General features: G+C 62.4%; 19 protein-coding genes. 5 read left to right on the top strand and 14 right to left on the bottom strand.

Annotated elements, in window-relative coordinates; genetic code table 11:
* Nucleotides 1–22: 22 nt before the first annotated feature.
* Nucleotides 23–2332, bottom strand: a complete 2310-nt coding sequence (locus NMA58_RS02690) for a Tex family protein (RefSeq protein ID WP_434712198.1) — start codon at nt 2330–2332, stop codon at nt 23–25.
* 239 nt (nt 2333–2571) lie between these two features.
* Here NMA58_RS02690 and glyS point away from each other — a divergent pair, with 239 nt between their 5' ends.
* Nucleotides 2572–4686, top strand: a complete 2115-nt coding sequence (gene glyS / locus NMA58_RS02685; protein WP_434712197.1) for a glycine--tRNA ligase subunit beta — start codon at nt 2572–2574, stop codon at nt 4684–4686.
* 369 nt (nt 4687–5055) lie between these two features.
* Nucleotides 5056–5544 carry a DUF523 domain-containing protein gene (locus NMA58_RS02680; RefSeq protein ID WP_434712196.1) on the top strand — a complete coding sequence of 163 codons (489 nt, stop codon included), beginning with the start codon at nt 5056–5058 and terminating at the stop codon, nt 5542–5544.
* An 80-nt stretch (nt 5545–5624) separates the two neighbouring features.
* On the opposite strand, the gene NMA58_RS02675 is transcribed toward NMA58_RS02680, so the two are convergent.
* The 11 genes from NMA58_RS02675 to NMA58_RS02625 form a co-directional block, all read right to left on the bottom strand.
* Nucleotides 5625–7448: a methyl-accepting chemotaxis protein gene (locus tag NMA58_RS02675; RefSeq protein WP_434712195.1), complete on the bottom strand. Its 1824-nt coding sequence runs from the start codon at nt 7446–7448 to the stop codon at nt 5625–5627.
* Between the two features lie 428 nt (nt 7449–7876).
* Nucleotides 7877–8338 (bottom strand): plant virulence effector HPE1-like domain-containing protein, encoded by a 462-nt coding sequence (locus NMA58_RS02670; protein WP_434712194.1) that lies wholly within the window; start codon nt 8336–8338, stop codon nt 7877–7879.
* 93 nt (nt 8339–8431) lie between these two features.
* Nucleotides 8432–9715, bottom strand: a complete 1284-nt coding sequence (purD, locus tag NMA58_RS02665; protein WP_434712192.1) for a phosphoribosylamine--glycine ligase — start codon at nt 9713–9715, stop codon at nt 8432–8434.
* 66 nt (nt 9716–9781) lie between these two features.
* The gene (locus NMA58_RS02660) at nt 9782–11716 is read right to left on the bottom strand and encodes a DUF2207 domain-containing protein (RefSeq protein WP_434712190.1); all 1935 of its coding nucleotides are present in this window, start codon (nt 11714–11716) and stop codon (nt 9782–9784) included.
* Between the two features lie 38 nt (nt 11717–11754).
* The gene (aroA, locus tag NMA58_RS02655; protein ID WP_434712189.1) at nt 11755–13017 is read right to left on the bottom strand and encodes a 3-phosphoshikimate 1-carboxyvinyltransferase; all 1263 of its coding nucleotides are present in this window, start codon (nt 13015–13017) and stop codon (nt 11755–11757) included.
* A gap of 91 nt (nt 13018–13108) precedes the next feature.
* On the bottom strand, nt 13109–13660 hold the full coding sequence (locus NMA58_RS02650; protein ID WP_434712188.1) for a LemA family protein: 552 nt from the start codon (nt 13658–13660) through the stop codon (nt 13109–13111).
* A gap of 113 nt (nt 13661–13773) precedes the next feature.
* On the bottom strand, nt 13774–15522 hold the full coding sequence (locus NMA58_RS02645; protein ID WP_434713487.1) for a DUF2207 family protein: 1749 nt from the start codon (nt 15520–15522) through the stop codon (nt 13774–13776).
* Nucleotides 15523–15730: 208 nt separating this feature from the next.
* On the bottom strand, nt 15731–16282 hold the full coding sequence (locus NMA58_RS02640) for an AAA family ATPase (RefSeq protein ID WP_430957120.1): 552 nt from the start codon (nt 16280–16282) through the stop codon (nt 15731–15733).
* Nucleotides 16279–17235, bottom strand: a complete 957-nt coding sequence (locus tag NMA58_RS02635; protein WP_434712187.1) for a glycine--tRNA ligase subunit alpha — start codon at nt 17233–17235, stop codon at nt 16279–16281. Before NMA58_RS02635 ends, NMA58_RS02640 begins: the two co-directional genes overlap by 4 nt.
* 279 nt (nt 17236–17514) lie before the next feature.
* The gene (locus NMA58_RS02630) at nt 17515–17706 is read right to left on the bottom strand and encodes a hypothetical protein (protein ID WP_097663697.1); all 192 of its coding nucleotides are present in this window, start codon (nt 17704–17706) and stop codon (nt 17515–17517) included.
* Between the two features lie 18 nt (nt 17707–17724).
* Entirely contained in the window at nt 17725–18585 is an 861-nt protein-coding gene (locus NMA58_RS02625) for a S49 family peptidase (RefSeq protein ID WP_221138976.1), read from the bottom strand.
* A 182-nt stretch (nt 18586–18767) separates the two neighbouring features.
* On the opposite strand from NMA58_RS02625, the gene NMA58_RS02620 reads away from it, so the two are divergent.
* Nucleotides 18768–20108 carry an Nramp family divalent metal transporter gene (locus NMA58_RS02620; protein ID WP_434712186.1) on the top strand — a complete coding sequence of 447 codons (1341 nt, stop codon included), beginning with the start codon at nt 18768–18770 and terminating at the stop codon, nt 20106–20108.
* Here the strand turns inward: NMA58_RS02620 and NMA58_RS02615 are convergent.
* Complete coding sequence (locus tag NMA58_RS02615) at nt 20098–20889, bottom strand: tRNA1(Val) (adenine(37)-N6)-methyltransferase (protein ID WP_434712185.1); 792 nt, start codon at nt 20887–20889, stop codon at nt 20098–20100. The two genes, NMA58_RS02620 and NMA58_RS02615, sit on opposite strands and share 11 nt — an antisense overlap.
* Nucleotides 20890–20896: 7 nt before the next feature.
* Complete coding sequence (locus NMA58_RS02610; protein ID WP_085777151.1) at nt 20897–21124, bottom strand: DUF2007 domain-containing protein; 228 nt, start codon at nt 21122–21124, stop codon at nt 20897–20899.
* A gap of 108 nt (nt 21125–21232) precedes the next feature.
* On the opposite strand from NMA58_RS02610, the gene NMA58_RS02605 reads away from it, so the two are divergent.
* Both NMA58_RS02605 and NMA58_RS02600 read left to right on the top strand, forming a co-directional pair.
* The gene (locus NMA58_RS02605) at nt 21233–22249 is read left to right on the top strand and encodes a polyprenyl synthetase family protein (RefSeq protein WP_434712183.1); all 1017 of its coding nucleotides are present in this window, start codon (nt 21233–21235) and stop codon (nt 22247–22249) included.
* Between the two features lie 127 nt (nt 22250–22376).
* Nucleotides 22377–24209, top strand: a complete 1833-nt coding sequence (locus tag NMA58_RS02600; protein WP_285194731.1) for a tetratricopeptide repeat protein — start codon at nt 22377–22379, stop codon at nt 24207–24209.
* Nucleotides 24210–24218 lie beyond the last annotated feature (9 nt).

Below are 24218 nucleotides of genomic sequence, written 5' to 3'. Positions count from 1 at the left end.
TGCCAGAATCCCGGCTAAATCCTTATTTTCGCTTCATGGCTTCGGCGAGTGCAGCGCCGAAAGCACCCTGGCTCTCCGGTTTAGGAGCTGCGGGCCGGCGCTCGTTCTGCGGCCGGGCGCCCTGACTTGCGCGGGAATCACCCCGCGGCTGAGACGCAGAAGAACCATCGTCGCGGCGCATCGAAAGGCCGATGCGCTTGCGCTTGGCATCGACTTCCACCACCCGCACCTTGACGACATCGCCCGCCTTGACCACCTCATGCGGGTCCTTGACGAAACGATCGGCGAGCTGCGACACATGCACCAGACCGTCCTGGTGCACGCCGATATCGACGAAGGCGCCGAAGGCGGCGACATTGGTGACCGTGCCTTCCAGCACCATGCCGGGCTTGAGGTCGGAAATTTCATTGACGCCCTCGGCGAAGGTCGCGGTCTTGAAGCTCGGACGCGGGTCGCGCCCGGGCTTTTCCAGCTCGGCGATGATATCCTTCACCGTCGGCAGGCCGAATTTCTCATCGATGAACTGACGCGGATCGATCGATTTCAAGACGGCGCTGTCGCCCATCAGGGCGCGCAGGTCGCGGCCGCAGGCGGCGACGATCTTCTTAGCGACGCCGTAGGCCTCCGGGTGGACGGAGGAGGCATCGAGCGGCTCCTTGCCGTTCGGGATACGCAGGAAGCCGGCGCATTGCTCGAAGGTGCGGCCGCCGAGTCTTGCGACCTTCAGCAGATCACGGCGCGTCTCGAAGCGGCCCTCGCTGTCGCGGTGGCGGACGATGGCCTCTGCGATCGACGGGCCGAGGCCGGAGACGCGGGCGAGCAATGGCGCCGAAGCGGTGTTCAAATCAACGCCGACGGCGTTCACCGCGTCTTCGACGACGGCATCGAGCGAACGCGACAGCTTCTGCTGATCGACATCGTGCTGATACTGGCCGACGCCGATCGATTTCGGCTCGATCTTGACGAGTTCGGCGAGCGGATCCTGCAGGCGGCGTGCGATGGAGACGGCGCCGCGCAGCGATACGTCGAGATCGGGAAACTCCGCCGCACCGGTCGCGGAGGCGGAATAGACCGAGGCGCCCGCTTCCGAAACGATCACCTTGGTCGGCTTCGGCGCCGGAAGCTCGGCCAGCATGTCGGCGACCAGCTTTTCCGTTTCGCGGCTGCCGGTGCCGTTGCCGATCGAGATCAGCTCGACATTGTGCTTGCGGATCAGCGAGGCGAGTTCGATCTGGGCGCCGCGCACGTCGTTGCGCGGCTGGAAGGGATAGACGGTCGATGTCGCCACCACTTTGCCGGTGCCGTCGACGACAGCGACCTTGACGCCGGTGCGGATGCCGGGATCCAGCCCCATGGTCGCGCGCGAGCCGGCGGGTGCGGCCAACAGCAGGTCCTTGAGATTGCGGGCGAAGACGTGAATCGCCTCCTCTTCGGCCCTTTCGCGCAGCTCGCGCATCAGGTCGAGCGACAGCGACATGGAAAGCTTCACCCGCCAGGTCCAGCTGGCGACCTCCATCAGCCAGCGGTCGCCGGGACGGCTCGTGCCGATCTCGTAGGCAGCGGCGATCATCCGTTCGACCGGCTTATTCGGCGAGGCGGTCTCGGCATCGGCCTCGATGGTCAGCGTCAGCACCTCCTCGTTCCAGCCGCGCAGCATGGCAAGCGCCCGGTGGCCGGGCGCGGTCGCCCAGCGTTCCGAGTGATCGAAATAGTCGGAAAACTTCTCACCCGCCGCCTGCTTGCCGTCGACGACTTTGGCTTTCAGCAGCGAAGCCTGGCGCATATGGGCGCGCAATTTGCCGAGCAGGTCCGCATTTTCGGCAATGGCTTCGGCGATGATATCACGCGCGCCTTCAAGCGCCGTCTTCACGTCGGGCACATCAGCCGTGACGAAGCCTTCAGCGAGCACCGCTGGCTCCCGGCCGCGATCGGCAAGGATCGCCTCGGCAAGCGGGCCGAGGCCGCGTTCCCGGGCGATTTCGGCGCGGGTGCGACGCTTCGGCTTATAGGGCAAATAGAGATCTTCGAGCTCCGCCTTGGTTGCCGCACCCGCGACCTTGGCCATCAGCTCCTCAGTCATCTTGCCCTGGCCGGTGATCGATTCGACGATCGTGTCGCGCCGGGCCTCGAGCTCGCGCAGGTACACCAGCCGCTCGGCGAGATCGCGCAGCTGCGTGTCATCGAGCCCGCCCGTCACTTCTTTGCGGTAGCGGGCGATAAAGGGCACGGTGGCCCCCTCGTCGAGCAGCTCGATGGCGGCCTTGGCCTGATCGGGCCGGGCATTGATTTCGGAAGAGATGCGGGCTGCGAGAAAACGGAGGTCTGCGGCCATGGGATTCCCTATGTCGACGAAAGTTGCGGGACCATAGCGGCGAAAAGCGGCAAGGCAATGCCCGACTGGGGTTTCCACAGCGGAAGTTGACGGGTTGGGGCTACACGGCACAACGCCAACCGTTGCCCACTACCCCATTGCTCTCTTCCGTTTTTGCGGTTGTGCAGATGCGGCATTCTTTGATAGCAGAAGCAACGTTTTTGGATCGCCCTGCCCGCGGGCGCAAGGAAAAGAGTGACATGCCAAACCTTCTTCTCGAACTTCGCTCCGAAGAGATTCCGGCCCGCATGCAGCGCAAGGCTGCGGGCGACCTGAAGAAGCTCGTCACCGATGCGCTCGTCGAAGCCGGCCTGTCCTATGAAGGCGCGCGCGAATACTGGACGCCACGACGGCTGGCGCTCGACATTCACGGCCTGACGGCGCGCTCGGCCGATGTGCGCGAGGAGCGCAAAGGGCCGCGCACCGACGCCAACGAGAAGGCGATCGAGGGCTTTCTTCGCGGCGCCGGCCTTTCGTCCGTCTCCGAGGCCCAGGTGGTGAGCGACCCGAAGAAGGGCGATTTCTACGTCGCGGTGATTTCCAAACCCGGCCGCGCGACGGAAGAGATCGTCGCCGAAGTGATGCCCGGCATCATCCGCGATTTCCCCTGGCCGAAATCGATGCGCTGGGGCAAGGCTTCCTCCAAGCCCGGCGCGCTGCGCTGGGTGCGGCCGCTGCAGTCGATCGTCTGCACCTTCGGCCCCGAACATGAAGAGACCACCGTCATCCCCTTCGAGATCGACGGCATTACCGCCTCCAACATCACCTACGGCCATCGTTTCCATGCGCCCGAGGGAATCACCGTCCGGCGTTTCGACGATTACGTGGCGAGCCTGGAAAAGGCGAAAGTCATCCTCGACGCCGAGCGGCGCAAGGACATCATCCTGCATGACGCGCGCGACATCGCTTTTGCCAACGGGCTCGAACTGGTGGAAGACGAAGGCCTGCTGGAAGAAGTTTCCGGCCTCGTCGAATGGCCGCAGGTGCTGATGGGTTCCTTCGAGGAGGATTATCTCTCCATTCCCTCGGAGATCATCCGCCTGACGATCAAGACCAACCAGAAGTGTTTCGTAACCCGCAGGCAGGGTGAAGAGACGCTGTCGAACAGGTTCGTTCTCGTCTCCAACATCCAGGCGAGCGACGGCGGCAAGGAAATCGTTCACGGCAACGGCAAGGTGGTGCGCGCCCGGCTTTCGGATGCCCTGCATTTCTGGAAGCGCGACCAGGGCGATATGCCCGATCTCGAAACGCTGAAAGCATCTGCGGCAAAGTTCGGTCTCGACCTGAGCAAGCCGCTCGACCAGCGCATGGCCAAGCTCGACGCGCTCGACGTGACCTTTCATGCCAAGCTCGGCACGCAGGGCGCCCGCGTCGCCCGCATCCGGGCGCTGGCAAGGGAACTGGCGGCGATCACCGGCGCCGACCAGACCCTCGTCGATCGTGCCGCCGTGCTCGCCAAGGCGGATCTTCGCACCGAAGCCGTCGGCGAGTTCCCGGAATTGCAAGGCTTGATGGGGCGCAGATACGCGGCGCTGCAGGGCGAAAACGCCTCCGTTGCCGCAGCAATCGAGGACCATTACAAGCCGCAGGGTCCGTCGGACCGCGTGCCGGAGGACAAGGTGGCGGTTACGCTGGCGCTTGCCGACAAACTCGACACGCTGACCGGCTTCTGGGCGATCGACGAAAAGCCGACCGGTTCGAAGGATCCGTTCGCACTTCGGCGGGCGGCCCTCGGTGTCGTCCGCATCCTGCTGGAGCGACGGATCCGCCTGCCGTTGCTGGCGGCCACCAAGGACGGCGATCTACTCTCCTTCTTCCATGACCGGCTCAAGGTCTACCTGCGCGATCAGGGCGCACGACACGATCTGATCGATGCCGTGCTGACGCCTGAAGCCGACGACCTGTTGATGGTGGCGCGCCGCGTCGAAGCGCTGACGGCCTTCATCACCTCCGAAGACGGCAAGAACCTGCTTGCCGGCACCAAGCGCGCCACGCAGCTGCTCGCCGCCGAGGAGAAGAAGGGCACCGTCATCGCCGACGGCGTTTCGCCGGCGCTCTTCAGGCTCGATGCCGAAAAGGAGCTGTTCGCCGCCATAACGAGTGCCTCGAAGGATGCGGCGAACGCCGTTGCCGGCGAGGATTTCCGCTCGGCGATGGAAGCACTCTCCAAGCTGCGCGGCCCCGTCGACCGCTTCTTCGAAGACGTGCTCGTCAACGACGAGGATGCCGCGATCCGCGCCAACCGTCTTGCCCTGCTGCGGTTGATCCGCGAGGCAACGGGAACGGTGGCTGATTTCTCGAAGATTTCGGGATGAGCGGATTTTGAGCTGGGTGCTCTCGCCAGTGCTAACGCGAACGCTGTGCTTGCCGCATGGATCCTCGGGTCAAGCCCGAGGATGACGGAGTGGGTAGTGAGCACTGCGCCAAATGCGGCGCCGCAGACGCAATACGATCAGCGACTTCGAATTCAGTTTCCTAGAGCGCAGCCAGCTTTTCATGGGAAAGATGCAGACGTCCTTTCTTGCCAACAGTGCCGCCCATCTCTCCGTCATGCTCGGCCTTGACCTGCCTTGACCCGAGCATCCATGCCAAGCACTCTGCTTGTGCGGTTTGTTTTGGTCGGTCACCATACATCGATGATCCAGCCCTAGCATCACCGCCCCAATGCGGTTACTCAAGCAGCCATGCAAAACAAGATTCTCGTCAGCGCCTGCCTCGTGGGGCACGCCGTCCGTTATGACGGGCGGGCGAAGCCGTTGCTTCACCCGGCGATCGAGAGATGGCGGGCCGAAGGGCGGTTGGTGACGATCTGTCCGGAGATGTCCGCGGGCATGCCGGTGCCGCGGCCGCCGGCGGAGATCGCGGATGGAGCGACCGGCGAAGAGGTTCTGGCCGGCACGGCTCGGATTATAGAGCTGACGGGCGGCGATGTGACGGAAGAGTTCCAGCAGGCGGCCGGAAATGCCGTGGCGCTCGCACGCCAGACCGGTTGCCGCTTTGCGCTGCTCATCGACGGCAGCCCATCCTGCGGGTCTGGGTTCATCTATGACGGCACATTTTCCGGGCGCCGGCAGGCTGGCAATGGCGTGACGGCGGCGGCTCTCAAAGCGGCCGGTGTCGAAGTGTTCTCCGATCGTGAAATCGAGCGGCTGATCGAGCGCATCGCACGATAGGCCTCCAAATGACACGGCCGCCGGAGAACCGACGGCCGCTAAGAATTTCGTGATAAAAAGGCTTGTTGCCTCCGCGCCGTTTAGGCCGCGCGGCGACCCTGATGTGCAACGGGAGCAGCGCCGGCATTGCCGACCCGGAAGCCGCGGATGAGATCGATCAATTCGTCGGTGTCGCTGGCGAGCGTCTCGGCCGATGCAGTGGTCTCTTCGGCCATGGCGGCGTTCTGCTGGGTGGCGGCGTCGAGCTGGTTCACCGACGAGGAGATCGAGCGCAGCGTCGTGTCCTGTTCGGAGGCGCTGTGGGCGATCTTGGCGACGATCTCGTTGGCGGCCTTGATCTGGTCGGAGATGCGCTTCAGCGCCTCGCCTGCCTCGCCGACCAGACGGACGCCGTGTTCGACCTGGCTGGAGGAGCGGGCGATCTGGTCCTTGATCTCCTTTGCCGCGGCGGCGGAGCGCTGGGCAAGTTCGCGCACCTCCTGGGCGACGACGGCAAAACCCTTGCCGGATTCGCCGGCACGGGCAGCCTCGACGCCGGCGTTCAAAGCCAGGAGGTTGGTCTGGAAGGCGATCTCGTCGATGACGCCAATGATCTTTGATATCTCCGAAGACGATTTCTCGATGCCGCTCATCGCCTCGATCGCCTGGCTGACGATCGCATCGCTGTGGGTGGTCTCGGCACTGACGGCATGCACGCGCTTGCTCGCCTCATGGGCGCCATCGGCCGTCTGGCGGACGGCAACCGTGAGCTCATCGAGGGCGGCGGATGTTTCCTCCAGGCTTGCGGCCTGGCGCTCGGTGCGCTGCGACAACTCGTTGGAGGCGCGGCGGATCTCTTCCTTGCTGGTGCCGATATCACTGCCCTTGGCGCTGACCTTGGCCATGGCGGCCTCGAGATGCGACAGCGCATCGTTGAAGTTATCGCGAAGGGCGGCGTATTTTTGGCCGAGATCGGCGCAGCGGACCGTAAGGTCGCCGCGGGCGATCAGTTCCAGCGCCTGGCCGATCGTCGCCACGACGCGGGCCTGGAGCGCCGTCTCGTCCTGCTGCTGGCGCAGGTTGTTTTCGCGCTCGCTTTCCAGCGCCAGCTGCTGGGCCGCCTCGCGATCGGACATCTGATGGCGTTCGCGGATCTTTTCCTGCAGCGACAGCGTCGCCTTCGCCATCATGCCGACCTCATTGTTCATGCCGGTATGCGGGATGGCGATGGAAACGTCCTCTTCGGAGACCGCCTTCAGGGCGGCATGGACATTGTTGAGAGGGCCAGAAATGCCGCGAATGACGACGTAGGCGGCCGCCATGGCAAGGACGAAGAGAACGATGCTGCCGGAGAGCGCGGTCAGGATCGTGCTATTAATCTGGGCATCGAGATCATCCATATAGACGCCGGTGACAACGACGACCTTCCAGGGGTCGAAGGCCTGGCCATAGGCCGTCTTGCGATAATCGCCGGCCGGCTGGCCTGGCTTGCTGGTGGAATAAAATTCAACGAGACCGCCACCCTGCTGACCGAGCTTGACCAGCTCTTCACGATAGAGCTTGCCCTTGCTGTCCGGCTGCCCCTTCAGGTTCTGTCCGACCTTCGAGGCATCGTAGTGAAACATCATCTGGACATCGTAGCTATAGCCGAAGAAATAGCCGTCAGGATCGTATTTCATGCCGTTGACGGTGGCGTAAGCCTGCTTCTGGGCATCCTCCAGCGTCATTTCGCCTGCGGTGACCTTGGCCTGGTAAAGCTTCAGAACCGAGATCGCCGACTGAACCTCGGCTCGGAGCATGTCGTAACGCTCCTTGTAAATCGCATCGACCGAGGAGCGGATCTGCAGGGACGTCGCGATCGCAAAGGCCACCATCAAGCCGACGATCAGCAATATGAGCTGCTTCGATATTTTCAAATTTTTCATGATTCCTCGCAAAGGGAATGAGCGAATACATTCCGGTGCGGTCTTCTACCGCCTGTGCGAGCGCATCTGAGAAGGACGCGTCTACCGCTGCTAAACAACATGCTGCGACCGGCGAATAAGAATTGAAGGTGACTCAATAAGAAAGCTTTAATTTTATTCGAACTGACGCGAATTTCCCTAAAAATCAGGGGGCTGAGTTACTAAGACAAGCGGTGAGTTTCCCCTCATCGTCGAATATCGCTCGTTTTCGCTCTGCGGATCTGCCGGGGGCTCAAAGCAGGAATGCACCCCCGCTTCTCTTCGAGGGTGCATCCGCTCCACCGCAGTGGAACCCCAAGCGATCGAAACCTTGATCGGGCAGGGGCAGGGAACTGTCGCAGCGACTCAAATTGGCTTAAGGGCACACAGCCCTCTGATGCCGTGGTTTTTTAGAAACGCAGCTTGAATTCGGAAACATCGGGAGCCGGCGGCTGCTCAACCATGCCGGCGGCAACCGGCCTGGCATCGCCGCCAATGACGGCTGCAGTCGTTGCGTTCATGTCGATGCCTGGCGCGGGCGACATCGAAGGTTCGGCGGCAGCCAAGGCTTCCGGCGTTGCCTTGCTGACGAAGACGACGGGCGAACCGCCCATCCAGGCTTCGGTGCGGAAGATCTTCGTTTCGCCGCCGACGTCGCGAACTTCGCTCGCCTGGAGGACGCCGGGTTTCAGTTCCGGCACCGTATAGTCCTTGCGGCTTTGCTCGGCCTGTAGCGGCGGGCAAGCAGTGCAGCTTTCAGTGATGATGCTGCCTTCGGCACGCCCTGCCGTTTTGCCGATCACCTCGATCGAGGAGGCCATCGCCGAGCCTGCCATCAGCAGGACTGCCGCACCGAGGAAAATCTGACGCATCAACGCACCTCCGTCTCACTACGACAGCGGTATAGCGCAGCTTCGTTTCCATCCCGTCAGGGGAAAGGATAAAAATTTAAGGAACGCCACGATTTATGCGTCGTTCGAGGCTTTTTCGCGCTCGATCGCGCGCCAGCCGATGTCGCGCCGGCAGAAGCCGTTTTCCCACCGAACCCTATCCAGCAGGGCATAGGCGCGGCCCTTCGCCTCGGCAACCGTGCCGCCCGATGCCGTGACGTTGAGCACCCGGCCGCCGGTTGCGACCAGCACGTCGTCCTTCATGCCCGTGCCGGCATGAAACACCTTCTCGCCCTCGCCTGCCTCCGGCAGGAATTCGATCGGCGTGTTCTTCTCATAGGTGCCGGGATAGCCCTTCGAAGCCATGACCACCGTCAGCGCCGGATCGTCGCTCCATTCGGCCTCCACCTGATCGAGCGTGCCGTTGGCGGTGGCAAGCAGCAAGGGCAGGAGATCGCTTTTCAATCGCATCATCAGCACCTGGCATTCGGGATCGCCGAAGCGGACATTGTATTCGATGAGTTCCGGCCCCTTCTTCGTGATCATCAGGCCGGCGAAAAATACGCCGGAGAAGGGATGGCCGCTCTCGGCCATGCCGCGTATCGTCGGCTTGATGATCTCCTTCATCGTCCGCTCGACCATCTCGGCCGTCATCACAGGCGCCGGCGAATAGGCGCCCATGCCGCCGGTATTGACGCCGGTATCGCCCTCGCCCACCCGCTTGTGATCCTGGGCGGTCGCCAGCGGCAGCGCATGTTTTCCATCGCAGAGACAGAAGAAGCTCGCTTCCTCGCCATCGAGATAGGCTTCGACGACAACTTCGGCGCCAGCGGCGCCAAAAGCGCCCTCGAAGCAGTCGTCGACGGCATCGAGCGCTTCGTCGAGCGTCATCGCAACAGTCACGCCCTTGCCGGCGGCCAGCCCGTCGGCCTTGACGACGATCGGAGCGCCCTGGGCGCGAATATAGGCTTTGGCTTTCGGCGCGTTGTTGAAGCGCTGGTAAGCGCCGGTGGGGATGCCGTAGCGGGCGCAAATATCCTTGGTGAAGCCCTTGGAGCCCTCGAGCTGGGCGGCACCGGCGGAGGGCCCGAAGACTGCCAGGCCGTCGGCGCGCAGCCGGTCGGCGAGGCCGGCGACGAGCGGCGCCTCGGGCCCGACGACGACGAAGTCGATCGCCTTGTCCTTGCAGAAAGAGGTGACCGCTTCGTGATCCTCGACATTCAAGGGCGCGAGGATCGCATGTTCGCCAATGCCGGGATTGCCGGGGGCGGCGTAGAATTCGCTCATCAACGGCGATTGCGCCAGCTTCCAGGCGAGCGCGTGCTCGCGTCCGCCCGATCCGATCAACAGAACCTTCATGCGCGATCCCTTTCCTGTTCCGTCAGGCGGTTAAGGGCCGAGGGCCGAAAGGTCAAGCGGGAAAGCTTACCAGCCCCCGCCTCCGCCGCCGCCTCCACCGCCGCCGGAGGAGCCGCCGCCGGAAAAACCGGAGGATGAACTCGATGGCGGCGGCGAGGGTATCGTCGACGCGATGGTGGAGGCCATCGACGAGGAGAAGCCGCCGACGCGATCGGAGAAGCTGCCGCTGTTGAAATCGCCGGAATACCAGGAGGGCGCATAGGCTGCGGCCGCGCCGGCGGCAGCGGCCGCAAGCCAGGTCTCGAAGGTGCGCGACCAGGGCTTTTCGACGCCGAGCGCCACCGCATAGGGCAGCAGCGTCTCGAAATGCTGCGGCGACATTTGTGGGGCGCCGGCCATATTCATGCGATCCTTCTCGGCCAGCGTCAGATATTGTCGCAGGCCGTCAATGCCGTCCATCATTCTGGCGCCGAGTGGGGTCGGCGCGCCCATGATGAAGAAATAGAGGACATTGAGCAGCACGATGCCGCCGACGGCAAAGAGCATCGGCGTCTCGTGCAATTCCACCAGCGACGAGGCAAGCGTCAGGACGATAATGGAAAGAATGCCGATGCCGACAAAAACGCCGACCGCTGCGGCGATGACGGCCATGACCTTGGCGAACAGCGATCTGCCCTGGTGCAGCGACTTGACCAAACCGGCGATGAAGACGGCAATAAAGACGGAGATGCCAATCGGGATCAGCATCAGCGCGATCGTATCCGGCTCCAGTGAGCCGAAGACGAACAACGCCACCAGGGCGGCGGCGCTCAGCGCAACGCCGCCGGTGGTGTAGCCGATGTTGGAATTATAATATTTGCCGCGATGCTCCCTCTCGATCGCCGAACGGAAGGACTGGCCGATCGTTTTCACCCGCTCACCATTCGCCTCATCGATCGTCAGCGTCCGGCCTTCGCCGCCGGCGACTTTCAGGAGCTCGGCCTCGCCAGCCTGAAATTTCTCCTTGCCGAGCGGTTTGCCGGTGCCGCGGATGATGATCGAATCCTTCAGGTCTTCGAGCTTGACATAGCCGCGCACCGCAAGATTGAGCGCGGTTGCGGCAAGCGCCGTCCAGCCGCCGCCGGAGAAGCCCTTATTGTCGATATAGTTGACCAGCGCCGGCGAGATGCCGTCTGGCGCATCCCAGCGCGGCACGACGACGCCTCGGGCGGGGTCGCGGCCGACCTTCAGCCAGGATCTGAGGTAGTAGGCAAAAACCAGGATCAGGCCGCCGAAGCCGATGAAATAATTGCGGTTGTCCTTCAGCCACCAGGTGCTTTCCATGTCCGCGCCCGGCGGATCGATCGAGCCCTTCGGCATGCGGATCGCAAAGGTCAGACCTTCTTTGGGGCCAAGAGGCGCGGTGGTGGAAAAGACGATGGCGGCGCCGCTTTCGCTGACACGGGCATCCTTTCCCCTGGCGCCCTGCGGGCCGGTAAAGAAGGTCGTCTCAGCCGCGCGAACATCAGGCGGCAGGTTCACGGTTGCGGTGACTGACCGGATCGGAAAGATCCAGCCATTGCCAGTGACGTTCCAGTAGAGTTCGTCGTGATCGTCGAAGTAGCGGATCTGGCGGTTGGTCCGGTATGTGAAGACGTAGCGATGACGACCCGGCGTCACCGTCACCTCGGCGGAGCCGGCATAAATGCGGATACCGCCGGATATCGATTCCGTGTGCCAGGGCTCGTTCGCGCCATCGCGCGTGACCGAGACCATGTCGAAATCGACGCTGCGGCGACGGCCGCCGGCGTCGGTGAAATAGAGCGGGAAATCCCGGAAGATGCCGTGGTTGATCCGGTTACCCTCGGCGTTGACGGTGATGGTTTCCGTCACCGTCATCACGCCGCTCTTTTCGAGCGCGATCTCGGAGGCGAAACTGTCGATCACCTCGGCTGCAAAGGCCGCCGGGGCGGCGACCATCAGGAGCAGCGCCAAGCAAAAACCCAAAAACCGACGCCCCATCCCTGTCTCCCCGCCGGCTGCCCCGGCTGCGCCTTGCTTCAATCCTTATCCCGATAGGTCACGCCAAGCGCGGCAAGCGTCCGCCAATAGGCGGGGAAGGTCTTGCCGACGCAATCGGGGTCGAGAATAGTGATGCCGTCGATCTTGAGGCCCGCAAGTGCGAAGCTCATCGCGATGCGGTGGTCGGCAAAGGTGTCGATCTCGGCCGGCAACGTCTGACCGGCGAGAGCAGGATCGGAGTGGACGATCAGATCGTCCCCTTCTTCGACCGCCAGACCTTCGCGGATATTGTTGAGTCCGGTGGACAGGGCGCGGATGCGGTCGCATTCCTTGACGCGCAGATTGGCGATGCCGACGAAGCGGACCGGCGTCTCGTTGAAGGCGGCCAGCACGGTGATGGTCGGAACGGCATCCTGCATCTGCGAGCCGTCGATTTCAGCCGGCAGATGCGGAAATTTGGCGATCGTCTCGTAGGCCTTGGCATCCGGCTGGGTGAAGGCATCGTTCGGAACGCCGAGGTCGATCCTGCCATCGCTCAGCACTTCGGCCGCCCAGAGATAGGTCGCGGCGGATGCATCCGGCTCGATGACGAAATCGGCGGCGCGATAGCCGGTCGGCTCGACGCGCCAGGTGACGGGGCTGGTCTTTTCGACCTTGGCGCCGAAGGCCTTCATCGCCGCGGTGGTGAGATCGATATAGCCAAGCGCGCCGATATCCTCGCCGACAAGTTCGATGTCGACCGGACGGTCCCCGCCGGCCGCCATCATCAGCAGCGCCGAAACATATTGGCTGGACAGCCCACCATCGATCAGGATTCGATCGGCCTCAAAGCGGCCGGTGCCTCTGACGGTGACCGGCGGGCAGCCGGTGTCGGCGCTCGCATCGATGCCGAGCTTGCGCATCGCTTCGACCAGCGGACCGATCGGGCGCTTGCGCATGTGCTCGTCGCCATCGACGATGACGGTGCCGTCGACGAGAGCCGCAGCAGCCGTCAGGAAGCGCGTGGCCGTACCGGCATTGCCGAGGAACAGCGGCGCCTTCGGCGGCGTGAGCCTGCCGCTGCCGGTGACAACGAAGGTGGTGTCGTCGGGCTCGTCGATCGTAACACCCATGGCGCGCAGCGCATCGGCCATATAGCGCGTATCGTCGCTCTTCAGCGCGCCGGTCAGCCTGCTCGTGCCCTTGGCAAGACCGGCGAGCAGCAGGGCGCGATTGGTGATCGACTTCGAACCAGGTGGCATCGCGCGGCCCGAAAGCGGCCGGCCCGGCGGGATGATCGTGAGTTTGGCTGTGCGTGTCATGCTATGTCTTCCGTCCATGAGCGAAGCTAAATCGCGTCGCCATCTGCCTTTGCTCTTAACCGCTTTCTCGCAAAGGCAAAATGGCGGATCGTCAGAATTTGACGCTGGGGACGGCGCGATCGGCCTCGTTGGTGATTTCGAAATACTCGCGCTTGGCAAAACCGAACTGGCCGGCAACAAGATTGGAGGGGAAGCTTTCGACCTTGACGTTGAGGTCACGGGCCGCGCCATTGTAATAACGCCGCGCCATCTGCAGCTCACCTTCCATGGTTTCAAGCGACGCCTGCAGCTCGGCGAAATTCTGGTTGGCCTTGAGATCGGGATAGGCTTCGGCGAGCGCGATCACCCGGCCGAGCGCCTGGCCGAGCAGCCCTTCCGCCTGCGCCCTGCCGGCGACATCGCCCGATGGCACGGCCTGCGCCTTGTTGCGCAGCGCAACCACCTCCTCGAGCGTCGACTTTTCATGGGCGGCATAACCCTTGACTGTCTCGATCAGGTTCGGAATCAGATCGGCGCGGCGCTTCAACTGCACATCGATGCCCGACCAGGCTTCCTCCGCCGTCTGCCGAGAGCGAACCAGGCCGTTATAAATGAAGACGATGTAAAGCGCGATGACAGCGATAAGCGCGAGTATCACATACATGCAGATGGGCTCCCCGATTTGATGATCACACGTTAGTGATTCGGCGTAACAAAGTCATCGTGGTGCGGTCGTTCTCCGGCCGATTGCAATCAGACCTTTACATCACTGTTTCTCTAAGAACTGCTCCGCCAATCCGGAGCATAGGCCTCCATCTTTTCGCTTTCTCGCCAAAGATTGAACCGCTCGGTCCAGCGTTGCTCGGCGTTCAGGGCAACAGCGAAAGGAAGATAGTGCTCGTAGCATTCGACCGACATTGCCGGACCATCTATCTCGCCGTGAAAATAACGATTCAAACTAAGGATGTTATTGCGGATCCGCCGCTGCTTCGACGTTGGCATGCGCGACATCGCCAAAACGGCGATAATGCCGGCAATGTGCAGCAAGATCGCCATCAAATATGGCCACTGTTCGCTGATCACCTCAGTCGTACCGATATAGACAAGTGCGACGATCACCATCACCGGAAGACCCACCATCAAACCAAGCGCCTGTTTGAACTGCTCGGCGGTGCCGGTCGCCACGGGAAACCGCTCAGGATCGCGGAACATGGTTACAACTAGAAAAACAACGAACAATAACCCTGAGATGGCGGCGGAAAAGATCAAAAGGCCCGATAAGGAGGCGACGGCAATGCCGAGAGCCAAAATCGATGCTGCAGCCGCCAGGCTGCAGCGATCTTTGCCTCTGATCTTCTGATATTCCTCAGTGACTGTTCTGTGCAATTCATCCCTCACATCAGGCCGGGCATTTTTAACTCTGCGCCGATCGCCGGCCGACGGTTCCTTTGCAATGCCCTTGAATACCAAGCGCGTCGCAGCCGGAAGATCATACCATTTGGCGCGACCCGCCTTGCTCTTCCTTCGGTCTTGCTTCGCCAATAAGTCCGAGGCCTCGGCATCCTCACCCAGGCTGGAAATGCGAAGCGTTCGCTTGACCGCGAGATAGCAGACAGACGCCATGAAAGCCGCCTTTCCCGCGTCTGCCGTCCAATTCCGGAACAGATAGGCTGCCAGAGCGGGGGATATGCTTTGCGTTATTTTGGTGTCGGCAGTTATCGATGGTGCAGGCACAAGCCAGTACGGTCGAAATTTGAGGATAGCGACCAGACCGACGATCAGCGGCCCTAAAATGCTTATGAAGGGGAGAAAGTGGTCGGAAAGCCACCACTGTATCCGCTTGCCGCTCGTGACGGTCACAAAGGTCCCTGCGGGATATTCGATCTCGATATCAGGCAGGACTCGATCCCCTTTGCCTGCTGGAATAGACACCAAGAGCTCATTCGGTGCGCTGCGCGTGACGTCATAGGCCGCCGCCCGGTCCTGTTGCGAAGGGCGCAACGTTCCGCCCGGCGGCAGCTTCAGAGTAAGCGTTTTTTTCGCGCCCTGGCCGTGCACGCGGCCCATATAGGCCGGCAGGAAGAGAACCTCGCGGTCGCCTTCCTGACGAACCAGGCGTCCGAGCCAGTAAGCGATCTGGATCTTTGTAAGACCGGCGGGCAGATCTGCAGAGCAGTCTTTGCAGTGCTCCGCTCCTATGTAGATCGAATAGCCGGGCACATTATTTTCCCGGGAATAATATTCGTCGAGTCCGTCGCGCCGGGCTGCGGCCAATTGGAAATCTCGCCAGTGGACACCACCCGCAGCATCCACGAAACGTTGAGGGATATCGACGTAGACGCCGCCGTAATTCATCGCCAATTTTACCGCGATGTCGAAGTGCTCCGACACAAAGGCAGTGCCGTCGGTGTAGACTTCAACCGTACTGTTTGCCGACTGGACGGTGAACTCCTTGTCAAAATCGCTGCACGAGGTCAGCAGGACCAGCATCGAGCATAAGCTGAGCCATGCTAAAAGACGCAACATCCTGGCGGCGGAATTCTCATCTGAAAATTTAAAGTAAAGAAAATCGTTCTTCAAAAGAGATACCGAAGCTTGCATTGTCGCAACAGCTGACAACGTAGTGATGGTTTGCGCAATACAAAAGAAGTCTGGCCTTGGAGCGACGGAAATTTTCGAGAGTGCTTACGCCGCCTCGCTCGTCAGTTGAGGCCGCCGGCATTCTCCGCTGTCGTCAAACGCCGATATGCGTGAGAATTCGAGCCGCCGTCTGCTCGGGCGAAAGGTCCGTCGTATCAATTTCGACTGTGTGTTCAGCCAGTCCGCGCAACAGTTTATAGTTTGCCCGGAGCTGTTGCAGCTTCACCGTATCCGTCAGCTTGAGCGCCTCGGATCGGCCGGGAGAGATGAGGCGCCTGGCATTCTCCTCCGGCGCGCAATCGAGGAGAACCGCGACCAGATCCGCGCCTCTGGCGGCAGCCAGATCGCGATACCAGGAGAACATCGCACTATCATGCTCGTCATCGGCAAGAGCATCGGTAAAGACGAAACTTTCAGCCGGATCAGCGCGCACGGCATGGTCGAAAAAAGCTCGCCGAATCTGCTCACGCAGAGATAGATGCAGAGGGTTGCTGCGGGCGAAAAGCGCTTCGGCTGGATTAAGCAGCGTGTGATTGTCGATAAGCCGCGCGCCGATTCTTTTCGCCAGCAGGCGGCCGATGGTCAGCTTCCCGGTGCCTGGCCAGCCGTTGATATGGACGATACGGCCGGCAGGCTTTTGCGTCATGCCGCCTCTTTCGACAGGTTGACGCCGCCGGCGTCGGTCAGCAGGAAGGCTTCGCCGCAGGCCTTGGCGAGCGTGCGCACCCGCAGGATGTAGCTCTGGCGCTCGGTAACCGAGATGACGCCGCGTGCGTCGAGCAGGTTGAAGACGTGGCTGGCCTTGATGCACTGGTCATAGGCCGGGAAGACGCATTTGTGCAGGCGCTGATTGTCGCTTTGGCCCGGCGCGCCGGCATCGAGCAGCGCCCGGCATTCCTTCTCGGCATCGATGAAATGGCGATGCAGCATTTCGGTATTGGCGAATTCGAAATTGTGACGCGAATATTCCTGCTCGGCCTGCAGGAAGACGTCGCCATAGCTGATCTTCTCGTCGCCTTCGCGGCCGTTGAAATTGAGGTCGTAGACATTGTCAACGCCCTGGACATACATGGCGAGGCGCTCGAGACCGTAGGTCAGTTCGCCTGCGACCGGCGCGCATTCGATGCCGCAGACCTGCTGGAAATAGGTGAATTGCGAGACTTCCATGCCGTCGCACCAGCATTCCCAGCCGAGGCCCCAGGCGCCGAGCGTCGGGCTTTCCCAATCGTCCTCGACGAAACGGATGTCGTGCAGCAGCGGATCGAGGCCGATCGCCGCGAGCGAACCGAGATAGAGTTCCTGCAGATTGGGCGGATTCGGCTTCAGGATGACCTGATACTGGTAATAATGCTGCAGCCGGTTCGGGTTTTCGCCATAGCGGCCATCCGACGGGCGCCGGGAGGGCTGGACGTAAGCCGCTTTCCACGGCTTGGGGCCGAGGGCGCGCAAGGTCGTTGCCGGGTGGAAGGTGCCGGCACCGACCTCCATGTCGTAGGGCTGCAGCACCGCGCACCCCTTGTCCGCCCAGTAGCTATGCAGGGTCAGGATCAGCGCCTGAAAGGAGCGCTTCGGGTTCATATGGTCTGGGGGAGCTGACATGGGATGGCACCGCTGGCTTGGGAATTATCGGCGCGACAGGTGCCATGGAGGGCGGCAGGGGTCAAGGGTTTTGCGGCGTCAGGCGGCTGTCAGATGCTGATATGGAAGAAGACCAAAAGCTGCCCCTCACCCTAACCCTCTCCCCGTAAACGGGGCGAGGGGACGTGCCCTGCGAAAGGTTAGTGAGGAACGGAGAGGGTGCGGCACGGTCCCTTCGCCCCGCAGGCGGGGAGAAGGTGCCGGCAGGCGGATGAGGGGCCGACGCAGCCACTACTCCTGTTATTCCTCATCCCGCTTCAGCCGGTACTCCCCGGTCACGGGGTCCTTGACCAGCGTGCCGATCGCGCCGGTCTGGCGTTCCTTTTCGGCGCGGCGCGATTTTTCGGTGAGCTTGCGGGCATCGGAGACGAAGCGGCGGTAGAGCCACCAGGCTGAGAACACCAGGACCAGGATCGTGATAAGCTGTGCCATGCCCCTCTCTTGCTCCTCTCAAAGCCCGAAGCGGCTCCACAATGCTCTCTCTTCCGCCGCTTCGACAAGTCCTGTTGCGAGACCTGCCCCCGCGCCTTCGAGTGTAACAGGCGATACGCCGGGAATGCGACGGCCGAAGAGGCCGCGGCCGGCGGTGACGAGTTCCAGCCGCGTCTTCTGGCCGTAGCGCCGCTTCAATTCCTGGCGCATGTCGCCGAGGCCATCGATGAGGCCAAGCTCGAGGCCGCGGGTGCCGCTCCAGAACAAGCCGGAAAACACCGTCGCATCATCCGTCAGCTTGCCGGCGCGGCGCTCGCGCACCATTGCGATGAAGACCTGGTGGATTTCGAGCTGCAGGCTCTTGAGGTACTCGATATCCTTTTCCTTTTCCGGCTGGAACGGATCGAGGATCACCTTGTTTTCGCCGGCCGTATAGACGCGGCGCTCGACGCCGATCTTCTTCAGGAGTTCGGGAAAGCCGAAACCGCCGGAGACGACGCCGATCGAGCCGACTATCGAGGTGGCGTCGGCGATGATCTCGTCGCCGGCAAGCGCGATCATGTAACCGCCGGAAGCGGCGACATCCTCGACGAAGACCAGCACCTTCTTCTGCTTTTCCCGGGCGAGCTCGCGGATGCGGGTGAAGATCAGTCGGGACTGGACCGGCGAGCCGCCCGGCGAATTGATTGTTATGGCAACGGCCGGCGCCTCCTTCATGGCGAAGGCCTTTTCCAGGACGGGGGCGACATTGGCGAGATTGAGGGTGGGGCGGAACTGACCGCCGCCGCTGATGATCGCGCCCTGCAGCCTGACGACGGGAATGGTGAGGCCCTCTTTGCGGAACCGTTTCGGCAGCAGCTTTCTCAAGAATCCGGCCATTTCCCATCCTTCGCTTCGGGTCGCACGATCGTCATTTCGCAATCGCATCCATGTATGCGCTGGAACGACAAACGCAATGGCCGCGTTCCTGAAAAACACCGGATTGATTTTCTTGTTGCGAATGACTTGCATTATCATTCTAATCGGTCATAGTGCACGGACGATAACTAGGTGGAAATGGCATGGACGCTCTCAATCCCAATGCAAACAGCGGCTGGCGGCACGAACGCGGCGAGGCGTCGCTGTCGGATGTCTACCGCACTGTCGGAACGGGGCGTCACAGCTCGATGTGGCGACGGGCGGCAGCCTTTGCCGGGCCGGGCTACATGGTCGCAGTCGGCTACATGGACCCGGGCAACTGGGCGACCTCGCTCGCCGGCGGTTCGAAATTCGGCTATGCACTGCTCACCGTCGCACTGCTTTCCAACCTGATGGCAATCGTGCTGCAATCACTCTGCGCGCGCCTGGCGATCGCCTCCGGCCGCGACCTCGCGCAGGCCTGCCGCGACGCCTTCCCCAAATGGGTTTCAGTGCCGCTCTGGGCCTTTGCGGAAATCGCCATCATCGCGACCGACATTGCCGAGGTGATCGGCACGGCAATCGGTCTCAATCTGCTGTTCGGCATTCCGCTTGAGCTCGGCGTTCTCATCACCGCCCTCGATGTCTTTCTGATCCTCTTCCTGCAGAGGCTCGGCTTCCGCTGGGTGGAAGCCTTCATCATCGCGTTGCTTGGGGTAATCGCGCTCTGCTTCGGCGTGCAGATCTTTCTTGCCGATCCGCAATGGGGCGCCGTCATCGCCGGCTTCTTCCCGACGACCGAGATCGTCACCAACCCGGAAATGCTCTATCTGGCGCTCGGCATCCTCGGTGCGACCGTCATGCCGCACAATCTCTATCTGCACTCCGGCATCGTGCAGACGCGGGCCTATGGTCACACGATTCCTGAGAAGAAGGAGGCGCTGACCTATGCGACGATCGACTCCACCGTCGCGCTCTGTTTCGCGCTGCTGATCAATGCCTCGATCCTGATCCTTGCAGCCGCCGCCTTCAATGCCAATGGCAAGACCGATGTCGTCGAGCTCGGCAACGCCTATGCGCTGCTGTCGCCGCTGCTTGGCCTCGCCATCGCCCCGACGCTCTTCGGCATCGCGCTTCTCTGCTGCGGCCTCAACTCGACGGTGACGGCGACGCTTGCCGGCCAGATCGTCATGGAAGGCTTCCTCAAGATCCGGCTGAAACCCTGGGTGCGCCGGCTGATCACCCGCGCTATCGCCATCGTGCCGGCGGCGGTCGTCACCATCTGGTACGGCAACCAGGGCACGGCTGAACTGCTGATCCTCACGCAGGTCGTGCTCAGCCTGCAGCTTTCCTTCGCCGTCTTCCCGCTGGTGATGTTCACCGCCAGCCGGGCCAAGATGGGCGAACTCGTGGCGCCGCGCTGGCTGAGCGGCATCGCCTATGTGATTGCGGTCGTGATCGCTGGGCTGAACGTCAAGCTGCTCTTCGACTTCGTCACCGGCTAGAGGTTCGAAGCCTGGAATGGGCCGCCCGGCCATTGTTGAAATCGTCGACCAGAGGGGAGAATTTGTGGCTTCCCTCTTCGTGCATGATGAGGGCCGCGCGCAGCGACAGCCGCGCCCGTGAGCCCTTGATGGCGGTCACCAGGATACGGACGGCATTTTCCCCGGGGCGCGGATGGATGGCCGTCACCTCGATGCCGCCAAAGCGGCGGCCGCAGGCATCGATGATCTCTGCTATCGACTGGGGTCTGGCGATCAGCGACAATTGCCCGCCCGGGATCATGATGGCGCCGGCCGTGCGGATCCAGCTTTCGAACAGACCGTCGGTCATCGCATGAGCTTCGGCCTTCAGCGCATCGGGCGTGCGCCGGTCGCCGGCATCGTTGAAGGGCGGGTTCATGATCACGTGATGGAAGCTTTCATCGGCAAGGCCGGCATCGTTGCGCGCCTTGGCGGTCAGCGCTACATCGGCCTCGACGACACTGAGGCGGGCGGCGAGATGGGCGTTTTCCGGCAACAGGATGCTGCGGCGGGCATATTCGGCCATCTCGGCAGAGCGTTCGAAGAGCACCACTTGCGCCTTGGGAAGGCGCGAGGCGACGGCAAGGCCGGCGGCACCGGCGCCGGCGCCGAGATCGGCCACCCTGATCGCGCGATCGTCGGCGACGAGGGCGGCCAGCAGCATCGCATCCATGCCGGCGCGATGACCCCTGCCCTTCGGCTGCACCAGATGAAAGGCGCCGCGATGGAAGGCATCGATGGTTTCAGCCGGTCCGCCGGTCATCGTCCGCTCACGTCCTGTCGCGCAGCTCGCCGCCGAGGCCGGCATCGATCAGAATGCGGCGGGCCCGGTCGGCCATGTCCTCATCCACCAGCAGGCGGCGCGGCAGCATGCCGAGCGAGCCTTCCAGCACGCTCATGCCCTGATCGGCGATGAAGCAGTGAATTCCGGCATCCTTCATCAGGCTCTCGGCGAAGGAGAGCAGAACGGGATCGTTGGCGCGGATAAGTTCATGCATTTGCCGTCTTTTTCCTTCCAATTTCGGCTGGCGCGACAATTCACCCCTTGCCGCGTCCATCGCCCCTTTCTATTGTCAGATGCAATGAGTGAACAGGAGTCCGGGTCGTTGGGCGTGGTCATACCGCTTGAAGAAAGCAAAAACAAACTGGCATCCATCAAGCCGCTGGTCGATCTCACCCGGGCTGACATGGAGCGGGTGAACCAGCTCATTCTGTCCAAGGCCGGCTCCGACGTGCAGATGATCCCCGAAGTGGCGAACCATCTGATCTCATCAGGCGGCAAGCGGCTGCGGCCGATGCTGACGCTGGCGGCCGCCTCGCTGTTCGACTATCGCGGCGAAAACCACATCAAGCTCGCCACCTCGGTCGAATTCATGCATACGGCAACGCTGCTGCATGACGACGTCGTCGACGAAAGCGACCTGCGCCGCGGCAAATCGACTGCGCGGATGATCTGGGGCAACCAGGCAAGCGTGCTGGTCGGCGACTTCCTGCTCGGCCAGGCCTTCCGCATGATGGTCGATGTCGGCTCGCTCGATGCGCTCGACGTCCTGTCTTCCGCGGCCTGCGTGATTGCCGAAGGTGAAGTGCTGCAGCTTTCCGTCGCCAAGAACATGGAGACGACGGAGGACGATTATCTCTCCGTCATCCGCGCCAAGACGGCGGCTCTCTTTGCGGCTGCCGCCGAAGTCGGGCCGATCGTTGCCGATGCCGGCCGCTCCGGCCGCAATGCGCTGAAATCCTACGGCATGAATCTCGGCCTCGCCTTTCAGCTCGTCGACGACGCGCTCGACTATGGCGGCAAGGCCGCCGATCTCGGCAAGAATGTCGGTGACGATTTCCGCGAAGGCAAGATCACGCTGCCCGTCATCCTCGCCTATCGCCGCGGCACTGCGGAGGAGCGCGCCTTCTGGCGTGATGCGATCGAGGCCGGCAACAGCAGCGACGCCAACCTGGAAAAAGCGCTCGGGCTGATCACCAAATACGGCACGCTGAGCGACACGATCGGCCGGGCGGTCCATTACGGCACGATCGCGCGGGACGCGCTGGCGCCGCTACCCGATACGGTATGGAAATCCGCTCTGATGGAAGTGATCGACTTCTGCATCGAGCGCGTCAATTGATCGAACGCCGCGATCGAGGCTGATTTTCTTGCAGCGCCGCTCCAAAAAAGCCATCCTGTTATGACTCAGTGATGACGACTGATTTGCGACCGGCAGCGGCCGGACGCTCTCGAAGAAAGGTTTTCTAATGCGGCAGAGAATTGCCATCCGTCTCCTTACGAGCGCAGCGCTGGCGGCTGTCCTTTCGCTTGGCGGCGTCGCCGGCGTGAGTGCCGAAGATGCGGCCAAGGCGGGCGATGCCGGCAAAGCCGAGAGCTTCTTCGATGCCGATAACGTCACCACGTTCTCAGGCGCCTTCCTCGCCGCGCGCACAGCCGATGTCGATCACGATTACGAGACCGCGATCGCGCTCTACAAGAAGGCGCTGCAGATCGAACCCGGCAATCCCGAGATCCGTCAGCGGCTGATGATCTCGCTGCTGCTCAACGGCGACATCAAGGAAGGCGTCAAATACGCCAATGATCTGAAGAGCGATCCTTCGGTCGAGCGTATCACCACGATCGTGCGCGCCATGGATGCCGTGCGCCGCGACGACTACAAGACAGCCGAGTCGATCCTGAAATATAAGGGTCCGAACGATCTCGACCGGATGATGAACGACCTGCTGCTCGCCTGGGCCCGCGTCGGCGCCGGCCGCGGCAAGGAAGCGCTCGCCATGGTCGAGAAGATGAAGGGGCCGGACTGGTTCCGCATCTTTCAGAACTACAATGCCGGCGCGATCGCCGTCGTTACCGGCGATGTGAAGTCGGCCCGCCAGCATCTCAACGACGCCGTGCTCGACAAGGAAGGCGGGGCGACGGCGCCCGACACCTTCATGCGCGCGGTGATGGCGCTTGCCCGCCTGGAGGCGGCGCAGGGCAATAAGCAGAAGGCGCTCGATGCGGTTTCCGTCGGCGATAATCTGCTGCCGAACTACGCGCCGCTGAATGCGCTGCGCGACAGCATCGAGAAGGGCGAGAAGCAGGAGCAGCAGGTCAAGACGGCCGAAGAAGGCGCCGCCGGCGTGCTCTTCTCCGTCGGCGGTGCTCTGAACCGCGATGGCGCCGAGGATATCGTCTCTCTCTACCTGCAGACCGCGAAGGCGCTCGACCCCAACAGCGCCGATACACTGGTGCTGCTCGGCGGCATCGCCGAAAAGCAGAACCAGATGGACCGCGCCATCTCCCTCTATAAGAAGGTGCCGGAAGATTCGCCGATGCGGCGCATCTCCGAGCTTCAACTCGGCCTCGCCCTTGCCCAGGGCGGCAAGGTCGACGAGGCGCGCAAGCACCTGCAGGCGCTGATCGCCTCCGATCCGAAGGATATCCGCAGCTACCTCGCCTATGGCAGCGTGCTCTCCGACGCCAAGGACTACGAGGCGATGGCCGCCAATTACGACAAGGCGGTCGAAGTGATCGGCCCAATCCCCGGCCGCGCCAACTGGAGCGTCTTCTTCCAGCGCGGCATTGCCTATGAGCGGCTGAAGAAGTGGGACCAGGCCGAACCGAATTTCCGAAAAGCCCTGGAGCTCAACCCCGACCAGCCGCAGGTGCTGAACTATCTCGGCTATTCCTGGATCGACATGAACCGGAATCTCGACGAAGGCCTCGCCATGATCAAGAAGGCTGTCGATCTTCGCCCTGACGACGGCTACATCATCGATTCGCTCGGCTGGGCCTATTTCCGCCTTAACCGCTTCGACGACGCCGTCGACGAGCTGGAGCGGGCTGCGCAGATCAAGGCCGGCGACGCGACGATCAACGACCATCTCGGCGATGCCTACTGGCGGGTCGGGCGCAAGCTCGAAGCAGTCTACCAGTGGAACCGGGCGCTCGCCTCCGAGCCTGAAGCGGCCGAAATTCCGAAGATCAAGGAAAAGATCGCAAACGGCCTGCCCGCTAGCGACGATGCCAAGGCGGCCGACAAGAAGCAACCGGATCCGGCGCCGGTCACGCCGCCGCCGGTCGACAAGAAGTCCTGACGGGCGCGA

The organism is Rhizobium sp. YTUHZ045 (assembly GCF_051124255.1).
In the GTDB taxonomy this organism is placed as follows: Bacteria; Pseudomonadota; Alphaproteobacteria; order Rhizobiales; family Rhizobiaceae; genus Rhizobium.
This window is presented reverse-complemented; position numbering and strand designations above follow the sequence as displayed.